We start from the raw sequence: 17,095 nt of genomic DNA on the forward strand, positions 1-17,095 counted from the left end.
TCCTTAAACAGGCAGCCCGGCCGATTGGCCCGAGCGCTCTGGGTTGTCTTGGGCAGCGCCATCGAACACGCTACGGTCGGTCATTTCGCCCATGGCCACGACGATCCGCCGCGGGCCTTCGAACGGATCGCGGGCGTGGGCCACCAGCATGTTGTCGAGCATCACCACGTCGCCACGCTGCCAGTCGAAGCGCACCGCGCAGGTTTCATAGAGCTGACCCAGTTGTTCCATGACCACGTCGTCGATGGGCGTGCCATCACCGAAATACACCTGGCGCGGCATGAACCCGGCCCCGACGATGCCCAGCAGGTCGCGGCGCACATCGGCTTGCAGGCAATAGTCGTGGTGCAGTTGAACCTGGTTGAAAAATGACTTTTCCCCGGTGTAGGGGTGGCGGATCACTGCCGGACAAGGGGTACGGGTTTGCAGGCCGCCATTGGCCAGCCATTCGAACGCCACGCCCTGCTCGCGGCAGGCCGCCTCGACCACGGCACGCTGGTCGGTCTTGTAGAAATCACGCCAGTCCACATCGAAGCCCGGGGTGAAGGTGCGCACATACAACAGCCCCTTACGCTCGAAGGTCTCGGCCAGACTGGCCGGCAACGCGCGGTACATCGCCCGGCAATCGACGATGGGCGTGGCACCGCCGACCGGCGACGGCTGCTCACAGAAGAACCACTGCTTGCGCGGCCAGCGCCGCAGGTGCGCGCTTTCGTTGTGGAACAGGATCATCTGCCGCTCGGGGTATGGCGTGGAGCGGTAGGTGTTGCGCCCGCCCTCTTTCTTCGGCAAGTCGCCATAGGCGCCATACAGGCCCGGCTGGATGGCCTCGGCGAAAGCTTCGAAGTCTTGCGCGGTGCTCAGGCCGAAGCCACGGAACAGCAGGCCGGCATGGCGGCGCAGGCTGGTTTCAATGAACTCGCGGTTCTGGCTGGCCCACACGCAGGGGTCGAGATCGGCACTGACCGGCTCAATCACCAGCGGCAACTCGCTACCCACATTGAGCGGCCTGCAGCGCACGGCAGCCATCGCCACCGGCGACGTTGCCGGGCGGGTGAAGGACTTCAGCTTGTCGCGTTTGGCATCCAGCCGCGAGCGCCCGCTGACCGGGGCGACGGGCGTGGGCTGCAAGGCAGCGAGGGTCAATGCGTCCAGGGGGCGATCGGGATCGGCGAGGATTTGCCCGAGCAGGTCGACCCAGGCCTCGGCCCAGCAACGCACCCGCGCCTCGTCAAGGATCGACGTGGCGAACACCCACTCGCCGCCCAGGCCACAGGCATTGGGCGTCAGGAACAGGGCCATGTCGAATTTTGAGGTTTGCGCTGGCGCGCCGAGCAGTTCGGCGCTCAGCCCCGGCACCGCGAACTGCCCGCGGGGCATGCTGTGCAACACGAACAGCGCCTGCACCAACGGGTTGCGCTGGCGGGGCACACCGCTGGCCTCGACGATCTGTTCGAAGGGCAAGTCCGCCTGCTCGAGGACCCTCAATGAATCCTCGCTGACCCGGGCCAGCCACTGGTTGAACGATTGCTGGGGGTGTACCCGGGCGCGCAGCGGCACGATGTTGACGAAGAAGCCGATCAGTTGTTCCAGCTCGGTTCGCGGTCGACCGGCGATATCGGTGCCATAAATCAAATCGTCCTGGCCGGTGAGGCGATGCATCAGCCAGTCGAAAGCACCGCGCAGGACCATGAACAGGCTGGCGCCGTGGGCACGGCCCAGGGCTTCGAGACGCCCGACCTGCTCGGCGTCGAGCTGCAAGGCCACGCTGGAGCCCCCTGTGTGCGGGGTCGATGGACGCGCACGATCAGTGGGCAAGGCCAGTTGCTGCGGTGCGTCTTGCAGATAGTTGCGCCAAAAATCCTCCTCGCGCTGGCGCTCGGCACTGCCGGACCGGGCGTTCTGCCAGGCCGCGTAGTCGCTGTATTGAATGCTCAACGGTGCCAGCGCCGACGGGCTGCCCGCCAGTTGCGCCTGGTAGCCCGCACCCAGTTCCTGGACCAGCACGCCAAACGACCAGCCATCGCCGATCAGGTGATGCATGCTCAACAGCAGTCGATATTCCTGGTCGCTCAGGCGCAGCAGCGTGGCGCGCAGGAGCGGCGCCCGCTGCAGGTCGAACGCCTGCCCCGCCGCTTCGGCCTCGGCCACCGCCAGCGCAGTGGCCTGTTCGGCATCGCGCAGGCCACTGAGGTCGAGCACCGGCAAGGCCAGTTCCACCCGGGCGGCACAGTGCACCAGAGCCACGCCATCCGGGCCCGGCACGAAAGCACTGCGCAAACTCGCCTGACGCTGCAGCAAACCCGTCAGTGCCGCTTGCAGGGCCTCCACCCGCAGCTCGCCACACAAGCGCAACTGGGCAACCATGTTGTAGGCCGCGCCACCCTGTTCTGCACCCAACTGCTGCGCCAGCCACAGGCTGCGTTGTACCGGCGACATGGCCTGCGGCCCGCTGGCGTGCAGTGCCTGCAATGGCACCCCGGCGGCCAGACGTGGTGCGGCGTCAACCGAGGCGGCCAGCAGGGCCAGGGGGCTGGCGGCGAACAGCGCGCTCAACGGCAATTCGACGTTGAATTCGCTGCGCACTCGCGCCAGTACTTGCACGGCGGCGAGGGAGTGACCGCCCACCGCGAGAAAGATGTCGTCGCGGCTGATCTCGGTGCCTTCAAGCACCTCGGACCAGATCGCCGCCAGACGCTGTTCGGTATGGCCCCGGGGTGCGGCACCGGCCTGCCCGGCTGCACGCGGGTTTAACAGCGGTCGACGATAGACGTGGTAAGCCCCCAGTTCACCGCTCTCCAGACGCTGGCGGCAGGCCGAGCGCTGCAGCTTGCCGCTGGTGGTCTTGGGCAAGGCGGCCGGTTCGAGCAGGGCGATGACGCTGGCCGGTTCCTGCTGGGTGTCACTGACCACCCGGTCGATGGCTTCGATCAACACTTGGGGGTCGAATTTCTTTTGCACACTGCGCCCGATCTCGGCGGCGATGCCGATGCACTCGCGACCGTCGACCTGCACCGGGAACGCCGCGACACGCCCCTTGCGCACCGCTTCGACGCCCTGCTCCACAGCTTTTTCGATGTCTTGCGGGTAACGGTTCTGGCCGCGAATGATGATCACGTCCTTGGCCCGCGAGGTGATGAACAGACCGCCCTGATGCAGGAACGCCAGGTCACCGCTGCGCAGCCAGCGGCCGTCGGGCAGGTCGAGGAAAGTCCTGGCGGTGGCCTCGGGGTTGCGCCAGTAGCCACGGGCCACGCTGGGGCCGCGGACCCAGATTTCACCCACGGTGTTTTCAGCCACCGGCTGCAAGGTCTGCGGGTTCATCAGGCGCACCTGATCGTCGAACAGCAAACCGCCGCTGCTGACCATTTCGGTGCCGTGCGGATCGGCAACCACCCGGCCCAGGGCCAATTGGTCGTGGTCCACATGCAGGGTGTAGTACGGGCCGCCACGGGTGTTGCTGGTGACCATCAGGGTCGCTTCGGCCAGGCCGTAGCACGGGTGCACGGTGGTCGCCGCCAGTCCTGCCGGGGAGAAGCGCTCAACGAAGTCGGCCAGGGTGTCGGCCCGTACCGGTTCGGAACCGCAAAACGCAACGCGCCACTGGCTCAGGTCGAGCTCGTCAAGCAGGCTGTCGCGCACGCTCTCGGTACACAGGCGGAAGGCAAAGTCGGGGCCGCCGCTGAGGGTACCGCCGTAGCGGTGAATCGCTTGGAGCCAGCGCGCCGGCCGGGCGAGGAAGTGCTGGGTGGTCAACAACACCAGCGGCACACCGGCATAGATCGGCTGCAGCATGCCGCCGATCAGGCCCATGTCGTGGTACAGCGGCAGCCAGCTGACAAATACATCCCCGGGGCGGGTGCCGAAGCCCATTTGCAGCAGGCGCTGATTGTCCAGCAAGTTGGCGTGGGTGACTTCGACGCCCTTGGGTTCGGAGGTGGAGCCGGAGGTGTATTGCAGCATGGCGACGGCATCGCCCGGCACCGTACGCGGTTGCCAGGCCCGGGGCGCTTGCGCCTCAAGGTCCTGGACGCTGGCCACGGCCGGCAGGTGCGCCAGGGTCAGGCCATCGCGCAGCAACCGGGAAGCGTCGAGGGCCGCATGCTCGCAGAGGATCAACGACGGCTCGGCATCCATGGCCATGCCTTGCAGGCGTTCGGTATGGAACTGGCGGTTGCGTTCCGGCGGATAGGCCGGCACTGCAATCAGACCGGCATACAGGCACGCGAAAAAGGCCACGATGTAGTCGGGGCCGTTGGTCAGCAGCAGGAGCACCCGGTCGCCCTCCCCGGCGTGCTGCCCCAGACAGGCAGCCAGGTGCCGGACCCGGGCATCCAGTTGCGCGTAGGTGTACAGCTCGGTGGTCTGGTTGCCGTCACCGAGAAAGCGCAAGGCCAGTTGTTCGCCTTGCTGCTCGGCGCGCTGCGCCAGCATCTCGATCAGGGAGTGGGGTTGAGGCTGATGTGGGATGGCCATGGGGCGTCCTCCTGCAATCGCAAAAAATCAGAAAAGAGTCGAGGGGTACTCAGCGCACATCGGCGCCGTGAGGTTCGGCCATGGCCACTACCACTTTGCGCGGCCCCTGGAACGGCGCGCGACCGTGGGCGGTGAGCATGTTGTCGAGCATCAGCACGTCGTTGTCCTGCCAGGAAAACTCGACCTGCTCGTGCTGCATCACGCCGCGAATGTCTTGCAGCAGGCTTTCTTCCAGCGGGCTGCCGTCGCCGTAATAGACGTTGCGGGGCAAGTCCTCCTCGTCCACCAGATCGAGCAGGGTTTCACGTACCTCTTCGGGCAAGTTGGACACGTGAAACAGGTGTGCCTGGTTGAACCACACGGCGTCGCCGGTACGGGGATGGGTGGCTACCGCCTGGCACACCTGGCGCGTGCGCAGGCCGCCATCGTCTTTCCATTGCAGGCTGATGCCGTGGGCCTGGCAGTAGGCGTGCACGACACTGCGGTCCTGGGTGTTGAACACCTGCTCCCAGGACACGTCCAGGCCGTTGCCGTAGTTGCGGGTGTACATCAGGCCTTTGCTGGCGAAGCGCTGGCGAATCTGTTCACCGACCCGGCGATAAATCGCCCGGCTATCACCAATCGGCGTCGCACCGCCTACGGGCGAGGCCTGCTGGCAGAAGAACCAGATTTTCATTGGCCAGTCGCGGGTATAGGCCTGTTCGTTGTGCAGCGGGATGTGCTGGTGCGGCGGATATTCGGTGGAGGTGTAGATACCGGCGGTGACGTTACTGCGCGGGGTGGAACCGAACTCGTAGGTGAGCAGGTCCGAGCCGAAGCCCGTGGCGAAAGAGCGAAAGCGCTCGGCGGTCTGCACCTCGAAGCCGCGCAGCAATACGCCACCGGCGACCAGCAGTTGCTGGTCGATCAGCGCCCGTAGCGCGGGCAGGCAAGCCTGCAGTTCAAGGCCGGGCTCGCGGGCTTCAATCAGCAGAGGCAAGGGGGTGTCGGCATGGCGCAGGGGCCGGATATCGAAGCGTGAATCAAGCATGGAAGACTCCGCGAAAAAAGGACGGCGCTACGACCCGGATCAACCCAGGGCGTGCAATGAAGGGAGCGAGAGACGCGGTGCCTGCTCGCGTAAATCCAGGCACAGCCTGAGCAGGCGCTCGAGGAAATCGGCGCGCTGGCGGTGCAGGAAAAAATGCCCGCCGGTGCACATTTCAAGATGGAACGGGCCGCTGCATTCGGCTTCCCAGGTCGTCAGGGCACTGACCGCGACACTGTCGTCGCGCCCGCCGAACACATGCAGCGCGCAAGGCAAAGGGCTGCGCTGAGGCGGCCGATAGCGGTCACCGAGGAGAAAATCGGCGCGCAGCACCGGCAGCACCATGGCCAGCATTTCAGGGTCATCGAACACAGCCCGGGGCGTGCCGTCGAGGCGATGCAACTCGGCGATCAGTTCGGCATCGGTCATGGGCCGGGCATCGGGATTGCCATCGCGCTGGCCGGGGGCAGTACTGGCGACGGCGATCAGCGCGCCGGGCGGCTCGACCCCCAGAGCGACCAGGGCATGGGCCACCTCCAGGGCCACCACGCCGCCGATGCTATGGCCGAGCATCAGGTAAGGGCCGTTGATCATCGGCGCCAGCTCTGCCGCCAGGCTTGCAGCCAGGGCGGGCATATCCACCTGCAACGGTTCATCGCCACGCCAGCCGTGGCCGGGCAATTCGACCGGTTGCACATCGAGCCAGGCCGGCAAGGCTGCACGCCACGGAGCGAAAGCCATGGCGCTCGCGCCGGAACAGGCGAAGCAGAAAAGGCGGATGGGATGGGGGGCGACGGACACTGCGGATCTCCTTAAAAGCAGTCGACAAGCCGGACCGGCCTTGCCTGAAACACTGCTAATAAGGACGAAAGAAATACGTAGGGAATTAACTGCCTTTGATAAATATTATTATTTGCAAAGCCCCAGACATGCCCGGAACCCGTAGTCGCTGACGAGCCGTGCGAGGCTGTAATCGGGCAACGCCCGTAGCGGCTAAGACCGCGGTGTACCTGACACACCGGGGTGCATGATTGGCGACGGCTGCGCCGCCGATCGCAGCCTCGCAAAGCTCGTCAGCGACTACAGGGGCGGTTGGGATTTTTGATCGGGCAACGCCCGTAAAACCTCAATCCGTGATGTACCTGACATACCGAGGGGCAAGGATTTGCGACAGCGACGGTGTCGATCTCCCTGCGGCAAGCAATACCTGTAGTCGCTGACGAGCTTTGCGAGGCTGTGATCGGGCAACGCCCGTAAAACCTCAATCCGTGAGGTACCTGACATACCGAGGGGCAAGGATTTGCGACATGGACGGTGTCGACCTCCCTGCGGCAAGCAATACCTGTAGTCGCTGACGAGCTTTGCGAGGCTGTGATCGGGCAACGCCCGCAATCCCTCAACCCGTGAGGTACCTGACATACCGAGGGGCAAGGATTTGCGACAGCGACGGTGTCGACCTCCCTGCGGCAAGCAATACCTGTAGTCGCTGACGAGCTTTGCGAGGCTGTGATCGGGCAACGCCCGCAATCCCTCAACCCAGGATATGCCTGACACACCGGGGTGCATGATTGACGACGGCTGCGCCGCCGATCGCAGCCTCGTTCCTCGTCAGCGACTACCGGCTGACGATCTGGCCGCGCTCGAGTTTGATCAACTGGTCGGCCAGGTGGAAGTAACGGTCATCGTGGGAGATGACCAGCAGCGTCTTGCCCTGGGCACGCAGCTCAGGCAGCAGTTCGCAATAGAACACTTCGCGAAACGCCGGGTCCTGGTCAGCGGCCCATTCGTCGAAGATGATCACCGGCCGCCCTTCAAGGCAGGCAACGATCAACGCCAGGCGCTTGCGCTGGCCCTGGGACAGTTCACGGGTTGAAAACGAACCGTTGCTGACGCTGACCTTGTGGTCCAGGTGCAGCTTGCTCAGCCATTGCGCCGCCTGGCTGTCCAGGCTGGAGTCCGGCGCTTCGAGCAGGGTGTCGAACAGGTGGAAGTCCGAGAAAACCGCCGAAAACAGCTGGCGATAATCGTCCCGCTCTTGCGCTGCCACCGGCCGGCCATCGACCCGCACTTCGCCGCTTTCCGGCACGTACAGGCCGGCAATCAGCTTGGCCAGGGTGGTCTTGCCGCTGCCGTTGCCACCGACCAGAAAGGTAATCTGGCCGGGCTTGAGGGTCAGCGCCACCGGGCCAAGGGTGAATACTTCATCCTCGCGCTCGCTGAAATAGCCATGGGTCAGGCCATTCAGCTCCAGGGTTACACCCTTGGCCTGGACGGCAGGTGCCGGGGTCTGCGAGCAGGTTTCAGCCTGCAATTGCGCAAGCGTCGCTTCAATGCGCGCACTGGCGACTCGCGCCTGGCTCATCTGTGGCAGGTTCAGCAGTACGCCTTCCAGCGGGCCCATCATGTACAGGAAGACCATCACGTAACCGGTGATCACGGCAGTATCGGAAGGCACCCACAGGCGCAGGAACAGCACCAGGCCAATCAGTATCAGAAACAGCAGGCGGCCCCAGCCACCGGTAATGGCAAACAGCATCAGGCCCTTGGCCCGGTTGCGGCGTACTTGCTCGACAGCGCTGACCAGCACTTCATCAAGAAAACGCCGGGCCTTGGAGCGGTTGAGCTTGAGTTCCTTGGCCCCCGAGACCATGGCGTCGAAATGACCGAAGAGTTCGTCCTGGCTGGCACCGGCCTTGCGGAAGTACTGCAGCATGTGGGAATGGCACAGGTGATAGCCCAGGGAGCCAAGGCCGATGGCCAGCACTGAAACCAGAAAAATGACCCAGGACAGGTACGCCAGGTACCCCAGACACCCGAGCACCACGACGGCACTGGTGACCAGCATCGGGAAGCCGGTGAAGAAGTTCGACAAGGTGGTGGTGTCATCGGCCAGGGCCGCCTGGATCCGCCCGCGTCCGGCCTTTTCCAGCCCGCGCAGGGGCGCCGCGACTACATGCCGTGAAATGTGCATGCGCAGGGTCGCCAGGCCTTGTTGACTGAGGTAGGCGAACAACGCCCTGGACAGCACCTGGCTGCCCATCACCAGGGCTATCACCAGCACGAAAGGCAGCGCGTAGCTGGCCAGGCCGTCCAGTGGAGCATTCAGGGCCTGGTTGATCAGCGCCACCAGCAACACGTTGGCCAGGCCGCAGACCAGGCTTGCGCCAATGGCCACGGCCAGCCGTGTGTGCGAGGTGCGAACCAGCATACCGAACAATGACATGGTGTCTCCTTGGGGGTCGGCTGGCGCAGGCCGTCACGCCGGCGCCATCGATAAATTGGGTTCCCGGAATAGACGAAGCCTGTGGCGGATTCTTTAGGACGCGGCATTATTGCAGGTATTGGGAATCAGGTGCTGTTGCTATAGACTCTCATTCTCGCCTGGAGGCGACCTGTCTGCTTCGGAGTCTGTTGCAATGCCCATTACCCGCCGTCGGGCCCTGACCGGCCTCGCGTTGTTGCCGGTCGCGCTGTGCGGCTTGCCTGTGGTCCGCGCTGGCGACCCGACATTGCCGAAAGTCGATATTGTCAGTTTCGAGCCTGCCCTTACCGAAAGCCTGCTCGGCCTAGGGGTGGCACCCCGGGCGGTGGTCAACGCCGGGTTCTATCGCGAGTTCGTCGCCAGCCCGCAATTGCCCGGAGATGTCATCGACCTGGGCCCGAGCATCGAGCCCAACCTGGAGTACCTGCAACGCCTGGCGCCCGAGCTGATCATCGGCACTTCGTGGCAGCTGGAAGGTACCTTGCTGTCGCGCATCGCGCCGTTGCGCACCTTCGATATCTATACCGCGAACGCACAGCCCTATCGCAATGCCGGCCAGGTATTGCTGGACCTCGGGGCTCTGGTGGAGCGGCGCGCCGAGGCACAGGCGTTGCTGGAGCAGACCGACCGCCTGCTGGAGCAGTTGCGCGTCAGGCTGGCACCTGTCAGCCATCGCCCGGTGTACATCGCGCGCCTCAACCCGGACGGTCGCCACCTGTTGCTGTTCGGTGCCAAAGGCATGTATCAGGCAGTGCTCGAGCGCCTGGGTTTACGCAATGCCTATCAGGGCCGGACCAATGCCTGGGGTGGCAGCCCCGCGGTGGGCATCGAGACCCTGCTTGAGCAGCCCGACGCCTCGCTGCTGTATTACACCAACCCCCGCGAAGCTCTGGCCGCGCAGCGCCGGCTGGATAACAGTCCGATCTGGCGCGCCTTGCCGATGATCCGCGAAGGCCGCGCCCTGGGGCTGCCACGGTTCTACCCCAGCGGCGGCTTGCTGACCGCGCAACGCCTGGCCCTGTCCATCACCGAACAACTGCTCGCCATGGAAACCAAGCATGCCTGACCACTCTTCACGCCTGCGCCGCCAACCGGTCTGGCTGGCCCTCGGGCTGCTATTGATTGCCTTGGCCCTGAGCGTCCACCAGGGTAATTCGCTGCTGGCCCAAGTTTCATGGAGCACCGCCATCGGCCCGGCGTCGCCCGACGATCTGCCCGCCCTGCTGGTGCGCTACAGCTTTTTGCCGCGCCTGGTGATCAGCCTGCTGGTGGGCGCGGCGCTGGCCCTGGCCGGGGTGATATTCCAGCAAGTGCTGCGCAACCCCATTGCCGAACCGACCACCCTGGGCGTTGCTTCAGGTGCCTACCTGGCCCTTTCCGCCTGCGCGATCTATGCCCCGGGCCTGCTCGATGGCGGCCAGGAAGGCGTGGCCCTGGCCGGGGCCACCCTGGGCATGCTCGCGGTGCTGGGCCTGGCCTGGAGCCGGCGCCTGTCGCCGGTGGCGCTGATTCTCTCCGGGCTGATCATCAACTTGTATTGCGGGACCCTGAGCACCTTGCTGGTGCTGGCCAACCACGAGGTCTTGAGCAATCTGTTCATCTGGCAATCGGGTTCGCTGAACCAGAACAGCTGGCAGGACGTGTATCACCTGGCGCCGCGCCTTGGCGTGGCCGCACTGCTCGCCGCGCTGCTGGCCCGTCCGCTGCAACTGCTGGGCCTCAACGATGCAGCGGCCGGCAGCCTGGGCCTGTCGCCCAACCGCCTGCGCCTGATGGCTCTGGCCGTGGCCGTGGCATTGAGTGCCAGCGCCATTGCCAGTGTCGGGGTGATCGGCTTCGTCGGCCTGGCCGCTCCCGCCCTGGCCCGCCTGGCCGGTGCCCGCACCCTGCGCCAGCGTTTGCTCTGGGCACCCTTGTTCGGCGCCCTGCTGCTGTTGCTGGCCGATCAGGTGGTGCAGGCATTGGCGCCGCTGCTGGGGGGTGAAATTCCCACCGGCATCCTGACTGCGTTCCTCGGTGCGCCGCTGCTGCTGGTGCTGCTGACCCGCCTGCATGAAACCCGCCTCAACCCGCCAGCCCCGCGCGCCAGCGCTCACGTCGCGCCGCTAAAGCGCATCGGCTGGATATTGCTCGCGGCACTGGCCATTTCCCTGTTCCTCGCACTGACCTGGGGCCGCGGCCCGGATGGCTGGTATTTCAGCAGCGGGGCAGCATTCGACGCCCTGCTGCCATGGCGCGCGCCACGGGTAGCCGCGGCCTTTGGCGCCGGTATCCTGCTGGCCTTGGCCGGTACCTTGATGCAACGCATGACCGGCAACCCCATGGCCAGCCCGGAAATGCTCGGGGTGAGTTCCGGTGCCGCACTGGGCGGCATTTTTGCCCTGCTGCTGGTGCCCGGCTTCAGCCCGCTGGTGCTGTTGCTGGCCGCCACTTTGGGCGCCCTGCTCGCCTTGCTGGCCATCGTCGCCCTGAGCTGGCGCAGCGCCTTCGCACCGGACCGCATGCTGCTCACCGGCGTGGCCCTGAGCACGCTGCTCAATGCCTTTGCCGCGCTGTTCATGGTCAGCGGCGATTCGCGGGTGCTGCTGATGCTCAGCTGGATGACCGGCTCGACCTATCGCATCGACGCCAGCCAGGCAGTCCTTATCTGTGCCCTGGCCGCGCTGTTCCTGCTGGTCACGCCGTTGTGCAACCGCTGGCTGGCGATCATGCCACTGGGCGCCGAACGCACCCGGGCACTGGGGATTTCACTGGGCGGCAGCCGTCTGGTGTTGCTGCTGCTCACTGCGGTGATGACCGCAGCAGCCACCCTGGTGGTCGGGCCGCTGAGTTTTGTCGGCCTGATCGCACCGCACATGGCACGCTTGCTGGGCGCACAACGGCCGGTCGCGCAATTGATGCTTTCGGCCCTGCTGGGCGGCACGCTGCTGGTGCTGGCTGACTGGCTGGGGCGCAACCTGGTGTTCCCGTGGCAAATCCCCGCCGGGATGTTCGCCACGTTCATTGGCGGCCCGTATTTCATGTGGTTGCTGGCGCGTAAACGCTGAGTCGGGACCACGCAAAGGCTGGTTCGAAATAAAATCTAAATAGTTCTGATTCCCATTCGTTACAGTTTTACCTAAGCTTCGCCTGGATGAACTGCTCCGGCCACTGCCGGGCAGTTGTTTTCGGGCCGGCATACGCGAGAAAACACTAACGGAGAAGCATCATGACCACGCCAAACTTCACCCTTCTTCTGGCTGACGGCCGCCGCGTGATCGCCCGGATGGCGGACGATGGTAATGCCAGCCTGACCATCGAGGGTGTTGCCCCCGTGTATTTCCGCCGCCAGGACGCCCATGTGCAACTGGAAAACCTGTCCGAGGCGTTCCCGGTCAGTGGCCTGCTGGCGCTGCTGGGCCAGGTCTTCTGCAATTCGTCTCGCGTCCCGCTGCTGGAAGTCAGTGCCCCGCTCTCCCTCGACCGCGCACGCGATGCCATACGCCAGGGGGTGTTCGACACCCTGCTTGGCCATGACGGCCACACGGCGCGCCTGGCCTGCTCGCGCAGCAGTTTCTGGCAACACCCGCTGCCCTGGCTTACCACCAGCTCCGCCGCCGGCATGCCGCTGCGCTACACCTTCAGCGGCGAAAAGCGCCACCCGCAGCGGCCACCGATCCCCCACGGCGAGGTCTATCGCCGCGAACTGCCCGGCCTCAATACCACCTTCAGCTTGCGTACCGTGGACATCGCTCAGGACCTTGAGCGTTTCAACCGCTGGATGAACCTGGAGCAGGTCGCGTTTTTCTGGGAGCAGACCGGCAGCCTGGATGAGCATGCCGCGTACCTGCAACAGATGCTTGACGACCCGCGGGTGTTGCCACTGATCGGTAGCTACAACGACGAGCCGTTTGCCTATTTCGAGATCTACTGGTGCAAGGAAGACCGCATCGCCCCCTATTACGATGCGCAGGACCATGACCGCGGCTGGCACGTGGTGGTCGGCGAGAGCAAGCACCAGAGCGCGGGCAAGCTCAAGGGCTGGTTCCGCTCGCTCATGCACTACATGTTCATCGACGAGCCGCGCACCCAGCGCATTCTCGGCGAACCGCGGATCGACCATACCCGCCAGATCGGTTTCCTTGAGTCCCAGGGTTTCGGCAGGCTCAAGACCATCACCCTGGCGCACAAGAAAGCCGCCCTGCTGCGCCTGGAACGCGAGACTTTCTTCGACGACTTCCACCCTTGACCGACCGCAATACGGCCGCGTGCTGCCTGATGGGGATCGGGCAGTGCGCGGCTTGCTTCATACCTACTAAAAAAATCACTCCACACTCCGGAACCTCCATGCACGCAAAGAACCTCTTCGCCTACCATCCCTTGGTGCTGGCCCTGTGTCTCAGTGGCCTGCCACTGAGCGCAGCCCTCGCCGCCGACCAACCCAATGCCGTCGCTCCTGGGGGGGCGCTGGAGCTGCAGGAAACCAACATCAATGCCAAAGCAGTCGAAAACCCCACCGGCCATGTGCGCGGCCCGGTGGCGACGCGCAGCACCAGCGCGAGCAAGACCGACGCAGCGATCAAGGAAATCCCGCAGTCGGTGTCGATCATCACCCGCGATGAAATGGACGAACGCAAGGCCGACACTCTGGCCGAAGTCCTGAGCTTCACCCCGGGGGTGATTACCCAGCCAGGCGGTTTCAGCCGTGTGGGGGATGACTTCGTGATCCGTGGTTTCAACGTGGGTTCGGGCACCGGCGGTATTCTGCGCGACGGCATGAAACTGCAAGGCAGCGTGTATGACGGCGGTATCGAACCCTACGGCCTGGAGCGCGTGGAAGTGGTCAAGGGCGCCTCTTCGGTGCTGTACGGCCAGCTGTCGCCCGGCGGCCTGATCAACACCATCACCAAGCGCCCGACGGATGTCCCGCTGCATGAAGTCAACGTGGAATACGGCAGCCATGCGCGCAAGCAGTACAGCTTCGACCTGGGCGGCCCGCTCGACGACGAAGGGCAGTTTTCCTACCGCCTCACGGGCCTGTGGCGCGACAGTGACACCCAGACCGTCGACGCCCCCGATGACCGTCGCTACATCGCCCCGGCCTTCACCTGGCGTCCGGACGAAGACACCTCGCTGACCTTCCTCGCCAGCTACCAGGAAACCCGCACCGGCTTCGCCCCGCCGCTGGACTACGACCTGACGACGTCAGCCAGCACCAGTTACCCCAAGGTCGACCGCGATTTGTTCACCGGCGAGCGCGGCTTCGATCACTACAACAACTACTCGACCACCATCGGCTACCTGTTCGAGCACAGCTTCACGCCTGACCTGAAAATCCTCCACTCGCTGCGCCACTTCGATGCCAACCTGAGCTGGGACTACATGCAAATTGCCGATACCGGCAGTGCCGCCTTGCGCAAGCAGGGTCTTCTGGCCCGCAGGGCGAGCATCCGCCGTGAGCACTCCGAAGGCTGGACCAGCGACAATAACGTGCAATGGACCCTCAACAGCGGCCGCTGGCAGCACACTCTGCTGGCCGGCGTGGATTACTACCACAAGACCTACGACTCGCATCGCTACGCTGGCGCCACGTCCCTGTTCAACCCCGACGCACCGGTATACGACGCGCCGACCACCATTACGTCGGCCGATAGCGGATCAGACCTGCACAGTTCGCAGACCGGTCTGTACGTCCAGGATCAGATCAAGTTCGACGAGAAGTGGATTCTGGTCCTGGGGGGTCGCCAGGACTGGGCCGAGAGCCGCACCTATGCTAATGCCACCGGCAAGCGCACGCCACGCGAAGACAAGAAAGCCACTGGCCGCATAGGCCTGGTGTATGAAGCAGACAATGGCCTGGCGCCGTACATCAGCTGGAGCCAGTCGTTCCTGCCGGCCAACGTGTTCAACGCCAACGCCGATACCTCGTTCGAGCCAACCGAAGGCGAACAGTACGAAATGGGCGTGCGCTACACCCCGCCAGGCATGAATGCACTGTTGAGTGCTGCGGTGTACGACCTCAAGCAGAAAAACTCCCTGAGCACCGACCTCACCGGCAACACCGTGCAGTTCGGTGAGACCCGCTCCCGGGGAGTCGAGCTGGAGGCAAAAGCCGATATCACCGCCAACCTCAGCACCACTGCTTCCTACACCTACACCGACGCCAAGATTACCGAAGACTCCGTGGCCAGCCGGGTCGGGACGCGCATCGACGGCGTGCCTTACCACATGGCCAGCCTGTGGGCCAACTATCGCCTGAGCGCCCTGGGCCTGCCCAAGGTCGTGGTCGGCGGTGGCGCCCGCTACATGGGCACCAGCCGCACCTCCAGCTCGGACCTCGACGAGAAGGTTGACGCCTACACCCTGTTCGACGCGAAAGTCAGCTATGAAGTCGACGACAACTGGACCGTGGCCATGAAGGCGCAAAACCTGTCCAACGAAAAGTACCTGTTCTGCAACGTCTCTTGCCGCTATGGCGACGAGCGCACGTTGATCGGGTCGGTCAACTATCGCTGGTAAACCAGACATCAAATCCTGTAGGAGCGAGCTGTGTGCGTATGGCAAAGCTCGCGAGACAAGCTCGCTCCTACAGGAGGTGGGGTGTTGAATGTGCAAAAAACGCCGCTGCCCATTTCGGGGCCAGCGGCGCTTTTCTTTGTAGGAGCGAGCTTGCTCGCGAGCTGTGTCTGTCTAGCGCCGCAATGTCATCAGGCCCGCATCGCCTCGCGCAGGCTGGCCGGGCGCATGTCGGTCCAGTGGGCTTCGATGTAGGCCAGGCAGTCAGCCTTGGAGGCCGCGGCACCTACCGCCGACCAGCCGAGCGGCACGGCCTTGAACTCGGGCCAGATCGAGTACTGTTGCTCCTCGTTGATCACCACCAGAAACTGCGTGTCTTCACGGTCAAATGCCATCAGTCTTGTCTCCTGCAGATAGTTGGGCGCGCCTGTGTCACAAACACAGGCCTGCCCATGGAAGACGCACGACACAGCCCGCAAATTAGTCCCGCCCCCGTTCCCCTCGTTACATTTCAGCCTTGGCCACCAACCGGCGCTCAACCAGATTGTCTCGATTCAAGCCGTAACGACGGGCCGTCAATACCCCGACCAGGCCCATCATCGCGCAGAACATTACGCACACCCAGGCACTCCAGGGCATCAGTGCAATCAGCAGCAACGGCGTGGTGCTGGCCCATAGCGCGTAGGCGATGTTGTAGGTGAAGGAAATCCCCGAGACGCGGATCGGCGCCGGAAACAGGCCGACCATGACCGAAGGCACTACCCCGACAATCCCGCAGGTCAGGCCGGCGAAGGCGTAGGCCAGGCCGGGCAATGCCCATTGACCGACCAGGCTGGCGTATAGCAGGCCAATACCCAGCGGCAGCAGCACGCTGTACAGCACGATGCTGCGCCAGACGCCGATGCGGTCGACGATCAAACCGGCCAGCACACAACCGACGTTCAAAAACACGATGCCCAGGCTGCTCAGGGCAAAGGTATGGCTGGCCGTCATGCCAAAGCGCTGCTGCATCACGGTCGGGGTGATGACCACAAACACCACCACGGCACTGGTCAGCACGCAGGTGAGCAAGGCCGCCGGCAACAATGACGCGCGGTGATCGCGCAAAACGGTACGCAACGGGAACTCTGCCCGGCCTTCCTTGCGTTCGCGCAAAGCCAGAAATACCGGGGTTTCGCTGAGCCAGCGGCGCAACCACACGCCAATCACGCCAAATACCCCGCCGAGCAGGAACGGGAAACGCCAGGCGTAGTCGAGAATTTCTGCCGGGGTAAACAGTTGTGCCAGCAGGGTCGCGGTCAAGGCCCCGATCAGATAGCCGAAGGTCAGACCGGCCTGTAGAAACCCCAGGGCAAAGCCCCGGCGCCCTGCCGGCGCATGCTCCGCGACAAACACCCAGGCGCTGGGCACCTCCCCGCCAACCGCTGCCCCCTGCAGGATGCGCAGTGCCAATAGAATCAGTGGCGCGAAATAACCGATATCGGCGTAAGTGGGCATGATGCCGATCAGCAGGCATGGCAGTGCCATCATCAGGATACTGAGGCTGAATACCCGCTTGCGCCCCAGATGGTCGGCAAAGTGCGCCATCAGGATCCCGCCCAGCGGACGCGCCAGATAGCCGGTCACGAAAATGCCGAAGCTTTGCAGCAGGCGCAGCCACTCGGGCATGTCCGGCGGAAAAAACAGTTGGCTGAGGGTCAGGGCAAAGAATACGAAAATGATGAAATCATAGATCTCCAGCGCCCCGCCCAGAGCTGCCAGCCCCAGGGTTCTGTAGTCGGAACGGGAAAAACGCACCGTTGTGGCTTGGGTATCGGCAGACATAATTACGCTCA

Annotated in this window: 10 protein-coding genes; 4 read left to right on the forward strand and 6 right to left on the reverse strand. The window is 64.2% G+C overall.

What is annotated here, in order from left to right:
• Positions 1-3: 3 nt before the first annotated feature.
• From AOC04_RS10555 to AOC04_RS10570, 4 genes are all read right to left on the reverse strand, one after another.
• The gene (locus AOC04_RS10555; RefSeq protein WP_060693127.1) at positions 4-4,476 is read right to left on the reverse strand and encodes a condensation domain-containing protein; all 4,473 of its coding nucleotides are present in this window, start codon (positions 4,474-4,476) and stop codon (positions 4-6) included.
• 49 nt (positions 4,477-4,525) lie between these two features.
• Positions 4,526-5,506, reverse strand: a complete 981-nt coding sequence (locus AOC04_RS10560; RefSeq protein ID WP_060693129.1) for a TauD/TfdA family dioxygenase — start codon at positions 5,504-5,506, stop codon at positions 4,526-4,528.
• A 39-nt stretch (positions 5,507-5,545) separates the two neighbouring features.
• A complete protein-coding gene (locus AOC04_RS10565; RefSeq protein WP_060693131.1) occupies positions 5,546-6,304 on the reverse strand; it encodes a thioesterase II family protein in 759 nt (252 codons plus the stop codon).
• A gap of 814 nt (positions 6,305-7,118) precedes the next feature.
• Positions 7,119-8,726, reverse strand: coding sequence for a cyclic peptide export ABC transporter (locus tag AOC04_RS10570; protein ID WP_060693133.1), 1,608 nt, complete (start codon positions 8,724-8,726; stop codon positions 7,119-7,121).
• A 193-nt stretch (positions 8,727-8,919) separates the two neighbouring features.
• Between AOC04_RS10570 and AOC04_RS10575 the strand changes: the two genes are divergently transcribed.
• From AOC04_RS10575 to AOC04_RS10590, 4 genes are all read left to right on the forward strand, one after another.
• Positions 8,920-9,831 carry an ABC transporter substrate-binding protein gene (locus tag AOC04_RS10575; protein WP_060693135.1) on the forward strand — a complete coding sequence of 304 codons (912 nt, stop codon included), beginning with the start codon at positions 8,920-8,922 and terminating at the stop codon, positions 9,829-9,831.
• Positions 9,824-11,812: a Fe(3+)-hydroxamate ABC transporter permease FhuB gene (gene fhuB / locus AOC04_RS10580; protein ID WP_060693137.1), complete on the forward strand. Its 1,989-nt coding sequence runs from the start codon at positions 9,824-9,826 to the stop codon at positions 11,810-11,812. The genes AOC04_RS10575 and fhuB overlap by 8 nt, the downstream gene beginning before the upstream one ends.
• A gap of 161 nt (positions 11,813-11,973) precedes the next feature.
• Positions 11,974-12,993: a GNAT family N-acetyltransferase gene (locus tag AOC04_RS10585; RefSeq protein ID WP_060693138.1), complete on the forward strand. Its 1,020-nt coding sequence runs from the start codon at positions 11,974-11,976 to the stop codon at positions 12,991-12,993.
• Positions 12,994-13,091: 98 nt separating this feature from the next.
• Positions 13,092-15,263, forward strand: coding sequence for a TonB-dependent siderophore receptor (locus AOC04_RS10590; RefSeq protein WP_060693140.1), 2,172 nt, complete (start codon positions 13,092-13,094; stop codon positions 15,261-15,263).
• A 188-nt stretch (positions 15,264-15,451) separates the two neighbouring features.
• On the opposite strand, the gene AOC04_RS10595 is transcribed toward AOC04_RS10590, so the two are convergent.
• Both AOC04_RS10595 and AOC04_RS10600 read right to left on the reverse strand, forming a co-directional pair.
• Entirely contained in the window at positions 15,452-15,655 is a 204-nt protein-coding gene (locus AOC04_RS10595; protein ID WP_060693142.1) for an MbtH family protein, read from the reverse strand.
• Positions 15,656-15,764: 109 nt separating this feature from the next.
• Positions 15,765-17,084, reverse strand: coding sequence for an MFS transporter (locus AOC04_RS10600; RefSeq protein ID WP_060693145.1), 1,320 nt, complete (start codon positions 17,082-17,084; stop codon positions 15,765-15,767).
• Between the last annotated feature and the right edge of the window lie 11 nt (positions 17,085-17,095).

Origin of the sequence: Pseudomonas versuta (genome assembly GCF_001294575.1) — a bacterium.
Taxonomy (GTDB): domain Bacteria; phylum Pseudomonadota; class Gammaproteobacteria; order Pseudomonadales; family Pseudomonadaceae; genus Aquipseudomonas; species Aquipseudomonas versuta.